Annotated in this window: 14 protein-coding genes; 9 read left to right on the top strand and 5 right to left on the bottom strand. The window is 65.2% G+C overall.

Annotated features, from left to right (window positions below; all coding sequences use genetic code 11):
- The first annotated feature begins 21 nt into the window (after positions 1 to 21).
- From AB3X95_RS02285 to moaE, 5 genes are all read left to right on the top strand, one after another.
- Complete coding sequence (locus AB3X95_RS02285) at positions 22 to 1,353, top strand: homoserine dehydrogenase (RefSeq protein WP_368620567.1); 1,332 nt, start codon at positions 22 to 24, stop codon at positions 1,351 to 1,353.
- An 8-nt stretch (positions 1,354 to 1,361) separates the two neighbouring features.
- Positions 1,362 to 2,813, top strand: coding sequence for a threonine synthase (gene thrC / locus AB3X95_RS02290; RefSeq protein WP_176368864.1), 1,452 nt, complete (start codon positions 1,362 to 1,364; stop codon positions 2,811 to 2,813).
- Positions 2,814 to 3,047: 234 nt separating this feature from the next.
- Positions 3,048 to 4,259, top strand: a complete 1,212-nt coding sequence (gene glp, locus AB3X95_RS02295) for a gephyrin-like molybdotransferase Glp (protein WP_368620770.1) — start codon at positions 3,048 to 3,050, stop codon at positions 4,257 to 4,259.
- 54 nt (positions 4,260 to 4,313) lie between these two features.
- Positions 4,314 to 4,571 carry a molybdopterin converting factor subunit 1 gene (gene moaD / locus AB3X95_RS02300; RefSeq protein ID WP_176108666.1) on the top strand — a complete coding sequence of 86 codons (258 nt, stop codon included), beginning with the start codon at positions 4,314 to 4,316 and terminating at the stop codon, positions 4,569 to 4,571.
- Positions 4,572 to 4,630: 59 nt separating this feature from the next.
- Positions 4,631 to 5,107, top strand: a complete 477-nt coding sequence (gene moaE, locus AB3X95_RS02305) for a molybdopterin synthase catalytic subunit MoaE (RefSeq protein WP_368620568.1) — start codon at positions 4,631 to 4,633, stop codon at positions 5,105 to 5,107.
- A 74-nt stretch (positions 5,108 to 5,181) separates the two neighbouring features.
- Here the strand turns inward: moaE and AB3X95_RS02310 are convergent, their stop codons facing one another.
- Positions 5,182 to 5,730 (bottom strand): group III truncated hemoglobin, encoded by a 549-nt coding sequence (locus tag AB3X95_RS02310; protein WP_176368866.1) that lies wholly within the window; start codon positions 5,728 to 5,730, stop codon positions 5,182 to 5,184.
- Positions 5,731 to 5,986: 256 nt separating this feature from the next.
- On the opposite strand from AB3X95_RS02310, the gene AB3X95_RS02315 reads away from it, so the two are divergent.
- Together AB3X95_RS02315 and clpB are read left to right on the top strand one after the other, a co-directional pair.
- Positions 5,987 to 6,517, top strand: a complete 531-nt coding sequence (locus AB3X95_RS02315) for an Rrf2 family transcriptional regulator (RefSeq protein WP_176119898.1) — start codon at positions 5,987 to 5,989, stop codon at positions 6,515 to 6,517.
- A 170-nt stretch (positions 6,518 to 6,687) separates the two neighbouring features.
- The gene (clpB, locus tag AB3X95_RS02320) at positions 6,688 to 9,285 is read left to right on the top strand and encodes an ATP-dependent chaperone ClpB (RefSeq protein WP_368620570.1); all 2,598 of its coding nucleotides are present in this window, start codon (positions 6,688 to 6,690) and stop codon (positions 9,283 to 9,285) included.
- Between the two features lie 175 nt (positions 9,286 to 9,460).
- Here the strand turns inward: clpB and AB3X95_RS02325 are convergent, their stop codons facing one another.
- Positions 9,461 to 9,892 carry a YidB family protein gene (locus AB3X95_RS02325; RefSeq protein WP_176108661.1) on the bottom strand — a complete coding sequence of 144 codons (432 nt, stop codon included), beginning with the start codon at positions 9,890 to 9,892 and terminating at the stop codon, positions 9,461 to 9,463.
- A 105-nt stretch (positions 9,893 to 9,997) separates the two neighbouring features.
- Positions 9,998 to 10,567 (bottom strand): ComEA family DNA-binding protein, encoded by a 570-nt coding sequence (locus AB3X95_RS02330; RefSeq protein ID WP_368620571.1) that lies wholly within the window; start codon positions 10,565 to 10,567, stop codon positions 9,998 to 10,000.
- 311 nt (positions 10,568 to 10,878) lie between these two features.
- On the opposite strand from AB3X95_RS02330, the gene AB3X95_RS02335 reads away from it, so the two are divergent.
- A complete protein-coding gene (locus AB3X95_RS02335) occupies positions 10,879 to 11,406 on the top strand; it encodes a MerR family transcriptional regulator (protein ID WP_176368867.1) in 528 nt (175 codons plus the stop codon).
- Positions 11,325 to 11,735: a carboxymuconolactone decarboxylase family protein gene (locus tag AB3X95_RS02340; RefSeq protein WP_368620572.1), complete on the top strand. Its 411-nt coding sequence runs from the start codon at positions 11,325 to 11,327 to the stop codon at positions 11,733 to 11,735. The genes AB3X95_RS02335 and AB3X95_RS02340 overlap by 82 nt, the downstream gene beginning before the upstream one ends.
- Before the next feature lie 124 nt (positions 11,736 to 11,859).
- On the opposite strand, the gene AB3X95_RS02345 is transcribed toward AB3X95_RS02340, so the two are convergent.
- Together AB3X95_RS02345 and AB3X95_RS02350 are read right to left on the bottom strand one after the other, a co-directional pair.
- Positions 11,860 to 13,239, bottom strand: a complete 1,380-nt coding sequence (locus AB3X95_RS02345; protein WP_368620573.1) for an MATE family efflux transporter — start codon at positions 13,237 to 13,239, stop codon at positions 11,860 to 11,862.
- A gap of 2 nt (positions 13,240 to 13,241) precedes the next feature.
- Positions 13,242 to 14,999, bottom strand: a complete 1,758-nt coding sequence (locus tag AB3X95_RS02350; RefSeq protein ID WP_176119894.1) for a glycosyltransferase family 39 protein — start codon at positions 14,997 to 14,999, stop codon at positions 13,242 to 13,244.
- Between the last annotated feature and the right edge of the window lie 142 nt (positions 15,000 to 15,141).

Genomic DNA, 15,141 nt, shown 5'->3' on the forward strand with positions numbered 1-15,141 from the left:
TCTATTAGAAACACACGCTGCATGGAACCGATCAAAGTTGGACTGCTGGGCTTCGGCACGGTAGGCAGCGGCACCTTCACGGTACTGCGCCGCAATCAGGAAGAAATCAAACGTCGCGCGGGCCGCGGCATCGAGATTGCGCGCATCGCCGTGCGCAACCCGGCCAAGGCGACGGCGGCGCTCGGCGGCGAAGCCGGCAGCGTGGCGCTGACCGATGACTTCAACGCGGTCGTCGACGATCCGTCGATCGCGATCGTCGCGGAAATGATCGGCGGCACCGGCATCGCGCGCGACCTCGTGCTGCGCGCGATCAGCAACGGCAAGCATGTGGTCACCGCCAACAAGGCGCTGCTCGCGGTACATGGCACGGAGATTTTCGAGGCGGCGCGCGCCAACGGCGTGATGGTCGCGTTCGAAGCGGCGGTGGCGGGCGGCATTCCGATCATCAAGGCGCTGCGCGAAGGCCTGACGGCGAACCGTATCCAGTACATCGCCGGCATCATCAACGGTACGACGAACTACATCCTGTCGGAGATGCGCGACCGCGGGCTCGATTTCGCGACCGCGCTGAAGGCCGCGCAGGAGCTCGGCTACGCGGAAGCCGATCCGACCTTCGACATCGAGGGCGTCGACGCCGCGCACAAGGCGACGATCATGAGCGCGATCGCGTTCGGCGTGCCGGTGCAGTTCGACCGCGCGTACGTCGAGGGCATCAGCAAGCTCGCCGCGATCGACATCAAATACGCCGAGGAACTCGGCTATCGCATCAAGCTGCTCGGCATCACGCGGCGCACCGACAAGGGCATCGAACTGCGCGTGCATCCCACCCTGATTCCGGAAAAGCGCCTGCTCGCGAACGTGGAAGGCGCGATGAACGCGGTCGTCGTGCATGGCGACGCGGTCGGCACGACGCTGTACTACGGCAAGGGCGCAGGCGCAGAGCCGACGGCGTCCGCGGTGGTCGCCGATCTGGTCGACGTGACGCGTCTGCACACGGCCGACCCCGAGCACCGCGTGCCGCATCTGGCGTTCCAGCCGGACAGCCTGTCGAACACGCCGATCCTGCCGATCGAAGAAGTCACGAGCGGCTACTACCTGCGCCTGCGCGTCGCCGACGTGACCGGCGTGCTCGCCGACATCACGCGCATTCTGGCGGACACCGGCATTTCGATCGACGCGCTGCTGCAGAAGGAATCGGAACTCGTCGACGCGAACGGCAAGGGCGAAACCGACATCCTGCTGATCACGCACGAGACGGTCGAAAAGCAGGTCAACGCCGCAATCAAGTCGATCGAGGCGCTGCAGACCGTCGTCTCGCAAGTCACGAAGCTTCGCATGGAAGCGCTGAACTAGGCCGAACTATGAACTACCTCTCCACGCGCGGCGCCGGAGCCGGCGAGCGCCATACCTTCTCCGACATCCTGCTCGGCGGTCTCGCGAAAGACGGCGGCCTGTATCTGCCGGCCGAATATCCGCGCGTCACCGCGGATGAACTCACGCGCTGGCGCACGCTGCCGTACGCGGATCTCGCGTTCGAGATCCTGTCGAAGTTCTGCGACGACATCCCCGCAGAAGACCTCCGCGCGCTGACGCGCAAGACCTACACGGCCGCGACCTACTGCAACGTGCGAGACGACGAAAGCGCCGCGCAGATCACGCCGCTGAAGACGCTCGGCGTCGAAGACGGCGCGCCGCTGTCGCTGCTCGAACTGTCGAACGGGCCTACGCTCGCGTTCAAGGACATGGCGATGCAGCTGATCGGCAACCTGTTCGAGTACGCGCTCGCGAAGCACGGCGAAACGCTGAACATTCTCGGCGCGACCTCGGGCGATACCGGCAGTGCCGCCGAATACGCGATGCGCGGCAAGCAGGGCATCCGCGTGTTCATGCTGTCGCCGCACAAAAAGATGAGCGCGTTCCAGACCGCGCAGATGTACAGCCTGCAAGACCCGAACATCTTCAACCTCGCGGTGGAAGGCGTGTTCGACGACGCGCAGGACATCGTGAAGGCGGTGTCGAACGATCACGCGTTCAAGGCGAAGTACAAGATCGGGACGGTCAATTCGATCAACTGGGCGCGGGTCGTCGCGCAGGTGGTCTATTACTTCAAGGGCTACTTTGCCGCGACGAAGTCGAATGACGAGCGCGTGTCGTTCACGGTGCCGTCTGGCAACTTCGGCAACGTGTGCGCGGGTCACATCGCGCGCATGATGGGCCTGCCGATCGAGAAGCTCGTCGTCGCGACCAACGAGAACGACGTGCTCGACGAGTTCTTCCGCACCGGTATCTACCGCGTGCGCAAGGCAGCCGAGACGTATCACACGAGCAGCCCGAGCATGGACATCTCGAAGGCGTCGAACTTCGAGCGTTTCGTGTACGACCTGCTCGGCCGCGATCCGGCGCGCGTGCTGCAACTGTTCCGCGACGTCGAGGAGAAGGGCGGTTTCGACCTCGCGGCGAGCGGCGACTTCGCGCGCGTGAGGGAGTTCGGTTTCGTGTCCGGCAGCAGCAGCCACGACACCCGCATCGAGACGATCCGCGACGTGTTCCAGCGCTACGACACGATGATCGACACGCACACGGCCGACGGCGTGAAGGTCGCGCGCGAGCATTTGCAACCGGGCATTCCGATGATCGTGCTCGAGACCGCGCAACCGATCAAGTTCGGCGAGACGATCCGCGAAGCGCTGCTGCGCGAACCGGAGCGGCCGGCGGCGTTCACGGGGCTCGAATCGCTGCCGCAGCGCTTCGAGGTCGTGCCCGCGGATGCGCAGAAGGTGAAGGACTTCATCGTCGCGAATACCGGCGAATAAGGGCGACCGGCGAGGGCAAGCGGGCCGTGTGGGCTGTTTTCGGCTCACGCGGCATCCCGACGCCCGCCCCCCTACGAAAAAGCGCTGGCCGCACCCTCGGCGGCCACGCAGCGAAAATCGCAAAAAACTCTCCATGACGCCCGGCCGCCCAGGCTAACGGCATCGGCCGCTACAATGTTCTTTTAACCTGCGGCTTCGACACTCCAGATGTCCACATCCACGCCCCGCGCTCCGATGCTCGCCACTGCCGATGCGTTGGCGATCCTGCTCGACGCCGCGCGAGCGATCGACGGTATCGAAACGCTGCCGACGCTCGACGCGCTGAATCGCGTGCTCGCCACCGACGTCACGTCGCCGCTCGACGTGCCGCCGATGCACACGAGCGCGATGGACGGCTACGCAGTCCGTATCGCCGATCTCGCGCACGGCAGCCGCCTGCCGGTCTCGCAACGGATTCCGGCCGGCCATGCGCCGGCGCCGCTCGCGCCCAATAGCGCGGCACGCATCTTCACCGGCGCGACGGTGCCCGCTGGCGCGGACGCGGTCGTGATGCAGGAGCAGACCGAGGTGGCCGGCGACGAGGTGACGATCGTGCATCGTCCGCAGGCGGGCGAGTGGATCACCGCGCAGGGCGCCGATATTCGCGCGGGCTCGGTGATCCTGCCGGCCGGCACGCGACTCACGCCGCAGGCGTTGGGGCTTGCCGCGTCGGTCGGATGCGCGCAGCTCGAGGTGCGTCGGCGCGTGAAGGTCGCCGTGTTTTTCACCGGCGACGAACTGACGATGCCCGGCGAGCCGCTGAGGCCCGGCGCGATCTACAACTCGAATCGCTTCACGCTGCGCGGCCTGCTCGAGAAGCTCGGCTGTGACGTGACCGACTACGGCATCGTCGTCGATCAGCTCGACGCGACCCGTGCAACGCTGCGCGAGGCCGCTGAGGCGCACGATCTGATTCTCACCTGCGGCGGCGTGTCGGTCGGCGAGGAGGATCACGTGAAGCCGGCGGTCGAGGCCGAAGGGCGTCTGTCGATGTGGCAGATCGCGATGAAGCCGGGCAAGCCGCTCGCGTTCGGCGCGGTGCGCCGTGGCGCGGTGGGCACGGCCGAAACGTTTTTCATCGGCCTGCCCGGCAATCCGGTATCGAGCTTCGTCACGTTCCTGCTGTTCGTGCGTCCGTTCGTGCTGCGGCTGGCCGGCGTGCAGGCGGTCGCGCCGCGCGCGCTGTCGCTGCGCGCGGACTTCACGCAGGGCAAGGCCGATCGTCGCAACGAATTCCTGCGCGCGCGCGTCAACGCGGCCGGCGGGCTCGAACTGTTTGCCAATCAGAGCTCGGCCGTGTTGACGTCGACCGTGTGGGGCGACGGCCTGATCGACAATCCGCCGAACCACGCGATCAGCGCCGGCGAAACCGTGCGCTTCATTCCGTTTTCCGAACTGCTGAACTGAGGCAGGCTATCCGAGGCATGCGCGGCATGCGCGGCACAAACCGGCGGTATCCCGATGAAGATTGAACTTCGATACTTTGCGAGCGTACGTGAAGCGCTCAATACCTCCGACGAAACCGTCGAGGTGCCCGACGGCATCGCGACCGTCGGCGACGTGCGCGCGTGGCTGCGCGTGCGTGGCGGCATCTGGGCCGAGACGCTCGCCGAAGGCCGCGCGCTGCGCATGGCCTGCAACCACGTGATGACCGACGCGAGCACGCGTATTACCGAGGGCTGCGAGGTCGCGTTCTTTCCGCCCGTCACAGGCGGCTGAGCCGCGCTCACGCCCATCATCACGTTCACGCCAGCGACAAAAGCCCTCAGGAGTCACCCATGCCCGTTCGCGTCCAGATCGAAGACTTCGACCTCAGCAACGAGGTGGCCGCGCTGCGCGCTCGCAATCCGAGGATCGGCGCGGTCGCGTGCTTCGTCGGCACCGTGCGCGACCTGAACGAGGGCAGCGCTGTCGAGACGATGGAGCTCGAACACTATCCGGGCATGACGGAGAAGTCGCTCGAGGCGATCGTCGAGCGTGCGCGCGAACGCTGGCCGGGCATCGAGGTGCTGATCGTGCATCGTGTCGGAAAGCTGTATCCGCTCGATCAGATCGTGCTCGTGGCGACGACGGCCGCGCATCGCGGCGACGCGTTTGCGTCGTGCGAATTCGTGATGGACTATCTGAAGACCGAAGCGCCGTTCTGGAAGAAAGAGAAAACCGACGCGGGCGAGCGCTGGGTCGACGCGCGCGTGACCGACGATGCCGCGCTCGCGCGCTGGGGCATCGCATCGGGAAACCAGACGGCGGAGTAGCCGAACCGCGGGCCACGGCGCTGCGGTGACGCACGCGGCGCGTTTGTGTCAGGCGGGTCGGCGCCGACCGACGTTCACTGGTCCCGTGAGCGTCCGATGATCGGCACGGGAAACGGCTCCCCAGCCGGCCGCGACGGCTGCTCGCCATCGTCGTCAGCATCGCGGGGCCGACGCTTCGGCGCCACCCGCTCGAGCAGCGCCTGCTGCTCCGCCGGAATCTTGTAATCCCAGCCGTAACGGCTCAGCTGCAGACTCTGCGCAATCCGTAGCGCCGGCTCCATGAAACGGACCGCCGCGGCCGGTTGATAGCGCGATTCGACCGTATCCAGGAACAGGTACAGCCAGCGGCTGAAGTGCTGCGGCTCGATGCCTTCGAGCGGCTGATGCACCTGCTGCACGTTGCCGCGATACTGCTTCGCGCCGAGCACAAGGCTGTTCCAGAACGTGCACATCTTCGGCAGATGGTCGTCCCAGCGGCCCTCGAGCTTCGCGTCGAAGACCGGACCGAGCAGCGGATCGGCGCGCACACGATCGTAAAAGCCGTAGACGAGCTCGCGGATATTGGCCTCGGTGGGTTCGGCCGCGCGCTCGACCGGTGGCGCGGCGGGGAAAGACGGATTCATGCGGATTCCAGAAAAATACGTTTGCCGATGGTGGCGGCTGGACTGAACTTCGAACCCCCCGTTTTTCTAACAAACGGTTGATGCGGAAAAAGCTACTATTGCTATCCGACACAGCTTTGCAACGCGATTCGAGCAACGACGCCGCCAGCCACTGATGTTAGGGCGCGGCGCAGATTCACCGCAACCCTTGCGTCGACGCGGTTATCGGGCACGTTCAACGCACTTGCTCGCAGCTTTTCAAGCTATACCAGGACCTATGAGACTTACCGACTATACGGATTACGCGCTGCGCGTGCTGCTGTACCTCGCGGTGCGGGGCGACGGATTATCGACGATTCACGACATTTCGGAAGCTTACGGCATCTCGAAGAACCATCTGATGAAGGTCGTGCAGCAACTGGGCGAACTGGGCTGGGTCGAAACCGTGCGCGGCCGCAACGGCGGGTTGCGGCTCGCCGCACAATCGCTGTCGCTGACCGTCGGCGACGTGGTGCGGGTCACGGAAAGCGACTTTGCGCTGGTCGGCTGTCTGCCGGACCGGCAAGGCCAACAGCGGCCTTGCGTGATCACGCCGCACTGCCGGCTGCGCGGCGCGCTGCAGGCGGCGAACCTCGCTTTTCTCGCCGAACTCGATCGCTTTACCATCGGCGAAGTCGCAGAACCGAAAAGTGCGCTCGCGGCATTGCTCGGGTTGGGACCCAACGTTCAGAGGGTGCCGCTGCCGATTCCGGTGGCATCGGATGGCACGCGTGGCGGCAGTTCGGCGACGTTGGGCCACAAAAGCTAGGACATCGAGTCGGCTCCAGGGTGCGCAAACCCGTCCGGCCGCCTCACCGGGGAAGGATCGCGGCAGTTCTTGCGCTCAAATGTTAAATAGTTGCGACCGAGGCCAAAAAAGCGCTTGAAACCCTAATAAATCGCCTCATTTTGGTGGTAATCGAAATTGGAGGTCTCTTGATGAGAATCGACAAACTCACCACTAAATTCCAGGAAGCACTCGCGGACGCCCAGAGTCTGGCGGTTGGCCACGACAATCAGTACATCGAACCCGTTCACGTGCTGGCGGCACTCGTCGCGCAGCAGGACGGCTCCGCTCGCTCGCTGCTATCGCGCGCCGGCGTGCATGTACAACCTCTACAGACCGCACTGAACGACGCGATCACGCGGCTGCCCCAGGTGCAAGGCACTGACGGCAACGTGCAGATCGGCCGTGAACTGACTGGTCTGTTGAACCAGGCCGACAAGGAAGCGCAAAAGCTCAACGACACGTTCATCGCGAGCGAAATGTTCCTGATCGCGGTCGCCGACGACAAAGGCGACGTGGGCCGTCTCGCGCGCGAGCACGGCTTGTCGCGCAAGGCGCTCGAAACCGCGATCGCCGCGGTGCGCGGCGGCTCCCAGGTGCATAGCCAGGACGCCGAAAGCCAGCGCGAAGCGCTGAAGAAATACACGATCGACCTGACCGAGCGCGCCCGCGCCGGCAAGCTCGATCCGGTGATCGGCCGCGACGACGAAATCCGCCGTTCCATCCAGATCCTGCAGCGCCGCACCAAGAACAACCCGGTGCTGATCGGCGAGCCGGGCGTTGGCAAGACCGCGATCGTCGAAGGACTCGCGCAGCGCATCGTCAACGGCGAAGTGCCGGAAACGCTGAAGAACAAGCGCGTGCTTTCGCTCGACATGGCCGCGCTGCTCGCGGGCGCGAAATATCGCGGCGAGTTCGAAGAGCGCCTGAAGGCCGTGCTCAACGACATCGCGAAGGACGAAGGCCAAACCATCGTCTTCATCGACGAGATTCACACGATGGTCGGTGCCGGCAAGGCCGAGGGCGCGATGGACGCGGGCAACATGCTGAAGCCGGCGCTGTCGCGCGGCGAACTGCATTGCGTCGGCGCGACCACGCTCGACGAATACCGCAAGTACATCGAGAAGGATGCCGCGCTCGAGCGCCGTTTCCAGAAGGTGCTGGTGGACGAACCGTCGGTCGAGGCGACCATCGCGATCCTGCGCGGTCTTCAGGAGCGCTATGAGCTGCACCACGGCGTCGACATCACCGACCCGGCGATCGTCGCGGCGGCGGAGCTGTCGCATCGCTACATCACGGACCGCTTCCTGCCGGACAAGGCGATCGACCTGATCGACGAAGCCGCGTCGAAGATCAAGATGGAAATCGACTCGAAGCCGGAGGAGATGGACCGGCTCGACCGTCGTCTGATCCAGCTGAAGATCGAACGCGAAGCGGTGAAGAAGGAGAAGGACGAAGCGTCGCAGAAGCGTCTGCAACTGATCGAAGAGGAAATCGAACGCCTGAACCGTGAATATTCGGACCTCGAAGAAATCTGGACCGCCGAAAAAGCAGCGGTGCAGGGCAGCGCGCAGTTGAAGGAAGAGATCGAGAAGACGCGCGCGGAAATCGTGCGTCTGCAGCGCGAGGGCAAGCTCGAGAAGGTCGCCGAACTTCAGTACGGCAAGCTGCCGGGGCTCGAAGCGCAGTTGAAGGAAGTCACGCGCGCCGAAGCCGAGGAGCAGAACAGTCCGAAGCGTCCGCGTCTGTTGCGCACGCAGGTCGGCGCGGAAGAGATCGCCGAAGTGGTGTCGCGGGCCACCGGTATTCCGGTGTCGCGCATGATGCAAGGCGAGCGCGAAAAGCTGCTGCAGATCGAGTCGAAGCTGCATGAGCGCGTGGTCGGCCAGGACGAGGCGATCAGCGCGGTCGCCGATGCGATCCGCCGCTCGCGGGCGGGTCTGGCGGACCCGAACCGCCCGTACGGCTCGTTCCTGTTCCTGGGGCCGACCGGCGTCGGCAAGACCGAGCTTTGCAAGGCGTTGGCGTCGTTCCTGTTCGATTCGGAAGATCACCTGATCCGTATCGACATGAGCGAGTTCATGGAGAAGCACAGCGTCGCGCGTCTGATCGGCGCGCCGCCGGGATACGTCGGCTACGAGGAGGGCGGCTATCTGACCGAGGCCGTGCGCCGCAAGCCGTATAGCGTGATCCTGCTCGACGAAATCGAGAAGGCGCATCCGGACGTGTTCAACGTGCTGCTGCAGGTGCTCGACGATGGCCGCATGACCGATGGCCAGGGCCGCACCGTCGACTTCAAGAACACGGTGATCGTGATGACCTCGAACCTCGGCTCGCAGGTGATCCAGGCGATGGTCGGCGAGCCGCAGGAAGCGGTGAAGGACGCGGTGTGGGAAGAGGTGAAGCTGCACTTCCGGCCCGAGTTCCTGAACCGGATCGACGACGTCGTGGTGTTCCATGCGCTCGATCGCTCGAACATCCAGTCGATCGCGCGGATCCAGTTGCAGCGTCTGCACGAGCGGCTCGCGAAGCTCGACATGCAGCTGGTGGTATCGGACGCGGCGCTCGAGCACATCGGCAAGGTCGGCTACGATCCGCTGTTCGGTGCGCGGCCGCTGAAGCGCGCGATCCAGCAGGAGATCGAGAACCCGATCGCGAAGCTGATTCTGGCCGGCAAGTTCGGTCCGAAGGATGTCATTCCGGTCGAAGTGGACGACGGTGAGCTGCGGTTCGAACGCGTCGTGCACTGAGCGCGATGGCTTGATGACGCGACGGGACGGCGGTAGTCGAGTCGTTCCCGCCAACGTTAAGAAACCGGCGACGAAGGCGACTTCGTTGCCGGTTTTTTTTGCCCGCCGCTTTCAAACCGGGCGTCGACCTCGACCGGCAGCATGAGCCGCCGTCAGCGCATCGCGCACTGCGTGCTCAAGCGTTGCCCTTGTTGCCGAGCAGCGCCGACAGGCCGCCGAGCGCGCCGAGCACCGTGGTCGCGTTCAGCTTGCCATCGGCCGGCACTTCGCCTTCCGGCGTGGCCGCGTTGACGACGTGCGGCAGGATCTGCGACAGCAGACCTGTCACCTGATCCGGCTGGACGCCGGCCTTGGCGGCGAGGCCGCTCACGGCCTCGGAGCCGAGCACGTTATGCAGCGCGTCGGGCGCGATCGGCTGGTTTTCGCCGTTGCCGACCCACGACGACACGACGTCGCCGAGGCCCTTTTCCTGGAAGCGCTGGATCAGGCCGTTCAGGCCACCAGGCTGGTTATTGACGAATTCGAGCGCGGCTGCGATCAGCGCTTGCTGGCCGCCGCCTTCTGGCGATTTGCCAAGCAGGGAACCGATGGTGTCGAGTAGGCTCATGACGGTCTCTCTTGAATGCCGGCGCGTGCATGACGGCCGGGCGGGTGACGACGACGCGCGGTTGCGCGTCGCGGTGAAACGCAAGGGCGGCAGCCCCGCGCGGCCTCAAGCGCCGGACGCGGCCGCGGCGGATGCCGCCTTGCTCTTCTTCGCTTTCTTCGAAGCCTTGGTGCCGGATGCTTCGGCCGGTGCGCTAGCTGCCGTGGCGGCCGGCGCCGCAGCGGCTGTCGCGTCGGGTGCAGCCGCCTTCTTCTTCGACTTCGACGGCTTCGCGGCCGATGCGGGAGCAGCCGCGGCCGGCGCTGCCGTCGTGGCAGCGGGCGCGGCGGCGGTGGTTGCCGCGGGAGCCGCTGGCGTCGTCTTCGTGGCCGACCTGGCCGACGTCTTCGCGCCGGTCGGCGGCGCCGACGAGCCGTTGATCGTCAGTCCGGCCGCTTCGAGGTTTTCGACCGATTTCTGGCCGAGGCCCTTCACGCGCGCGGCGAGATCGTCGGCATTCTTGAACGGGCCGTTTTTGGCGCGTTCGTCGAGGATCGCTTTCGCATGCACGGGGCCGATGCCCTTGACCGATTCGAGCGCGGCCTGATCGGCGGTATTCACTTCCACGGCCGCGGCAAATCCGGCCGACAGCGACAAAGCCACAGCGACGCAAAGCATGAAAAGCTTCTTCAGCATGGCAAGCACTCCATTGAGGGCAAAAAGTTAGCCGGGAACGGACGACCTATCCTGTCAGCGGGCGCTGCGTTTAAGCATAGAACAAATCGCAGACCCGATTTGAGATAGCGGTCGATTTATACCGATCGATCGATGACAAGTAAATCCGGCCACACAATCTTTAAAACTTTTAGCCGCATGCAATTCCGGTGAATTTATCGGTCGATACCGGTCGCGATAAAGCGCTTGCGATAAAGAATAGGTAACGCCGGCGGATGACACCGTCCGACGCTTGACTTAGAGTGCACTCGAAGTCCTAACCTGAGTCTGTCATGTCGAAACACTCAACCGCGCTCACCATCGGTCAGGTCGCCGAAACGATCGGCGTATCCACGCACACGCTGCGCTATTACGAGCAGGCCGGCCTGATCCGGCCGGTCGGGCGCACGCAGGCGGGGCACCGGCTGTACTCGCCAGCCGATCTCGACTGGTTACGCTTCGTGATGCGTCTGAAGACGACGGGCATGTCGATTTCCGGCATGCAGCAGATCGCCGCGCTGCGCGCGCAAGGCCATCCGACGATGCGCGAGCGCCGCGACCTGCTGGTCGCGCATCGCACCGCGCTGCTCGCGCGGATCGCCGAACTGCAGAGCAACCTCGGCGCGATCGACGACAAGATCGCGTACTACGAGGCGGCCACGAGCGGCGCGCTTGAGCCCGATCCGGCACGACAGGACGACGAAGCCTCGTCGTCCTCACACGCCAATGAGGACTTGCAATGGACTACGCAGACAACGACCGCTACAAGCGCGGATGGGACAAGCTCAGGGAAATCGACGGTTCGGCGGGCGAGCAGGTAATCGCCGCGCTTGCACCGATCGCGCCGGAATTCGGGCGCCTGCTGATCGAATTCGGTTTCGGCGACATCTACAGCCGGCCGCAGCTCGATCTGCGCACGCGTGAGATTGCGACGATCGCGTCGCTCGCGACCCTCGGCTGTGCGCAGCCGCAGTTGAAAGTGCATATCGAGGCGGCGCTGAACGTCGGCTGCACGCGCGAGCAGATCGTCGAGGTGTTCATGCAGATGGCGCTTTATGCGGGATTTCCGGCCGCGCTCAATGCGTTGTTCGCGGCGCGCGAAATATTCGAGGCCAGGGATCGGCAGGGGGAGGCCGCGTGCGCGGCGTGAGAGGGCTGATCTGCAAGGGGAGAGGGATGGCGGATGCAGGACAGCTAGAGTCTCACCCCCGGCTTTGGGGTGCAACTAACGGTCCCATCAGTTCGATTTGGGGCCTTCCTGAGCCCCCATCGCCTCATACAGCCGAATCAACCCGCACTGCAGCGGTCTTGCGCAAATAGCGCTGGCTCACGATCCGCCAATACACGAGCAAGCCGGCCCCGGCAATCGCGAGACTGGCAGTATTCGCGACCCAGAACCCGCGCGCGCCGGTGAGCCAGGACGGCGTGAGGCCGGTCGTATCGAAGCCGAGCGCATAGCCGCCGCCGAGCCCGACACCCCACAGCGCGACCGCATAGATGACGGTCGGCACGACCGCGACCTTGTAGGCGCGCAGCACGAACGCGGTCGTGATCTGCAAAGCGTCGAACAGGTGGTAGCAGGCGACGATCAGCACCAGTGGCAACGCCTTCGCCGCGACCTGCGCGTTCGTCGTATAGCCGTCGACGATATACGGCCGCAGCACCAGCACGAGCGCGCCATAGCAGCACGCGAGCGCGACCGCCATCGCGATGCCGTGACGCGACAGCGTGCGCGCCGCTTGCGGCCGATGCGCGCCGAGCGCCTGCGCGACCAGCGTCGAGGATGCGATGCCGATCGACAGCGGCGTCATATACAGCACCGCGCCGATATTGCCGGCGATCTGATGCCCGGCGAGCGTCGTCGTGCCGAAGCGCGCGATGAAGAGCGCCATGAACGTGTACGACGTGACCTCGATCAGATACGACAACCCCATCGGAATACCGAGCCGCAGTTGTGCGGCCTGGCGCTTCCAGACCGGCCAGCAGAACTGCGTGAAGATACCGAGCGCCTTGAAATCGTCGACGCGCGCGAGCAGCAGCATGCCAAGCGCCGCGAGCGCCCAGTTGAGCAGCGTGCTCGCGAGCGCGCAGCCCGGACCGCCCAGCGCCGGCACGCCGAGGCCGCCGAAAATGAACCAGGTATTGAGCGGAATTTTCAGCAGCAGCGCGGCAATCTGCAGGAACATCACGAGCCGCGGTTTGCCGAGCGCGTTGGCAACGGAACTGTAGACCCGGAACGCGAGGCCGGCGGGCAGCCCGAACGCGAGAATCCGCAGATACGCGAGCGTGCGCTCGTGCAGCGCGTCGGGCACGTGCGACAACGACAACAGCGGCCCGGGGAAGAACAGGATCAGAAAGCCGATCACGGTCAGCGCGGCGGCGAGCCACCATGACTGGCGCACCTCTTCGCCGATCTCGCCGTAGCGGCGCGCGCCGTACAGTTGCGCGGCGATCGGCTGCAGCGCGGTCAGGATGCCGGTCAGGCCGATATAGACCGAGACGTAGATCGACGAGCCGAGACCGAGGGCGGCCAGATCGACGGCCGAGTAGCGCCCGACCATCGCCGTATCGATTACGCCGAACGCGATGATGGCCAGTTGGCCGATCAATACGGGCCACGCGAGCGCGGCGATTTTCCGTACGTCGGCGAACATGGTCAGTTAGGCTTTTTGTGCCAGTTGCGGTGCTTGCCGGGCGGCGGCTTCGGACGGTCGATGCGCACGTACAGGCGGAAGCGCTCGTCGCGGTCGGCCGCGCGGCGGCCTTCCCACACGAGCTTCCAGATGTAGTCGGGCAGCGCGCTCGGGTCGCCGTAGTCCTGCGAGTCCTGACGCAGGATCACGTCGCAGTCCTGGTCGAACGAGAAATGCATGTCGCCGAAATACGCGAACGTCGCGATCTGCGCATTGCCGAGGCGCACCGGCGAGATGCAGGTGTAGTCATCGGGCAAGTGGTTGGCGATCTGCTGCGCGACGTCGCGATAAGTCCGGCTGTAGTTGACGACCGGCAGCCACAGCGTCATCAGCAGCACCCACATCAGCGTCGTGCCGGCGCTCGATAGCACCACGCTGCGCCACAACACCTTCGGATGACGGGCGAGACGCCAGCGCACCAGCAGGAACCAGCAGACGGTCACCGCGATCGCGCAGATAAACGACAGAATCTTGAACTGCGGCACGAAGCCGGGTGCGAGCCGCGCGAGATTGCGCGCAAGCGGGTGCGGAAAACCGGTCAGACTCGCCACATACACGGCCCACACGAAGCTGCCGAGGATCGTGAAACTCAGCAGCGCGAACCAGTCGATCGCGTTGATCGCGCCGCGCTTGAGCGTCGGCAGCGCGAAAGTGGCGAGCACCGCGAGCGGCGGCAGCAGCAGCATGTAGAGTCGATTCGATTGATGGCTTTGCAGCACCACGAGCACGAACAGCGGCCCGATCACCGACAGCGGAATCGCCACATGCGGCGCGCGCCGCAGGCCCTTCCAGCTGAACCACGACCACAGCGCGAGCGGCCAGGCGGGCCATGTGAAGAGCGGCAGGTTTTTCAGCGCATAGGCGGCGACCGAGCCGGGTGGGCCCGCGAACGAACTCAGGCTCACATGCAGCCACTGGTTCAGGTACCAGACGGCGTCGTCGGGGAATGCGGCAAGCGCGATGATCGGCCACGATACCGCGAGCAGCAGCGCGACGGGCAGACCCGCGAGCAGCAGCCAGCGCGAACGCGTTTCGCGCACGATCAGCGTCATCGCGAGCGTGCCGAGCAGCAGCGCGCCGACCAGCACCGGGCTGCTCGCGAGCGTGACGAGGCCGATCGCGAGGCCCCAGATCAGCGCGCCCTGGATCGGCTTGTCGATCATGCGCACGAGGCCGTAGACGAGCATCGCGATGCAGACGAACTGGACGAGCTGCGGCGTGGTTTCGTGGCCGCGCTCGGCGAGGCCGAAGCACGCGAGCAGGATCAGCAGTGCGCCATCGGCGAGCGTGCGGCCATAGTCGCGCGGTTCGGGCTCGCCGCCAAACGCGTATTTGAACGGCTGCACTTCGGCGCGCCGGCCGAGCAGATACGCCGCGTACCAGACGAACGCGCAGCCCGCGCAGAACAGCAGGCCGGTGAACACGCGCGACGCGTTGCTCGAGTCGACCCACGGTGCGAGGACGCGGATCGCGCTCGCTCCGAGCCAGTAGCCGAGCGGGCCGTCCTCGGTCAGATATTTGCCGACGAGATTCGGCAGCAGCCAGTCGTGCGCGCCGCCATTCGCCATCGTCCACATGACGCCGAAGCCAGCCGCGTCCTCGTTCTTCCACGGATCGCGGCCGAACAGGCCGAACGAGGCGTAGAGGATACAGATGGCCAGCAGCAGCCAGCGCGGCAACGCACTGGTCGCAGAGGCGGTGAGGCGGACGACAGGTCTCATGCGGTGTGTGGAGTCTGGATAAACGATGCAGCCGGAGCGGTCTGGCAAGTCAGGGCGGGAGGGCCCGTTTCGAGCATCCGGCATTGTAGTCGTGCGGTGCGATGCACGTCACGGCCGGTAACGCCCGGCAACGTCGATGGAC

This window comes from Paraburkholderia sp. BR13444 (assembly GCF_040948755.1).
Classification (GTDB): domain Bacteria; phylum Pseudomonadota; class Gammaproteobacteria; order Burkholderiales; family Burkholderiaceae; genus Paraburkholderia; species Paraburkholderia youngii.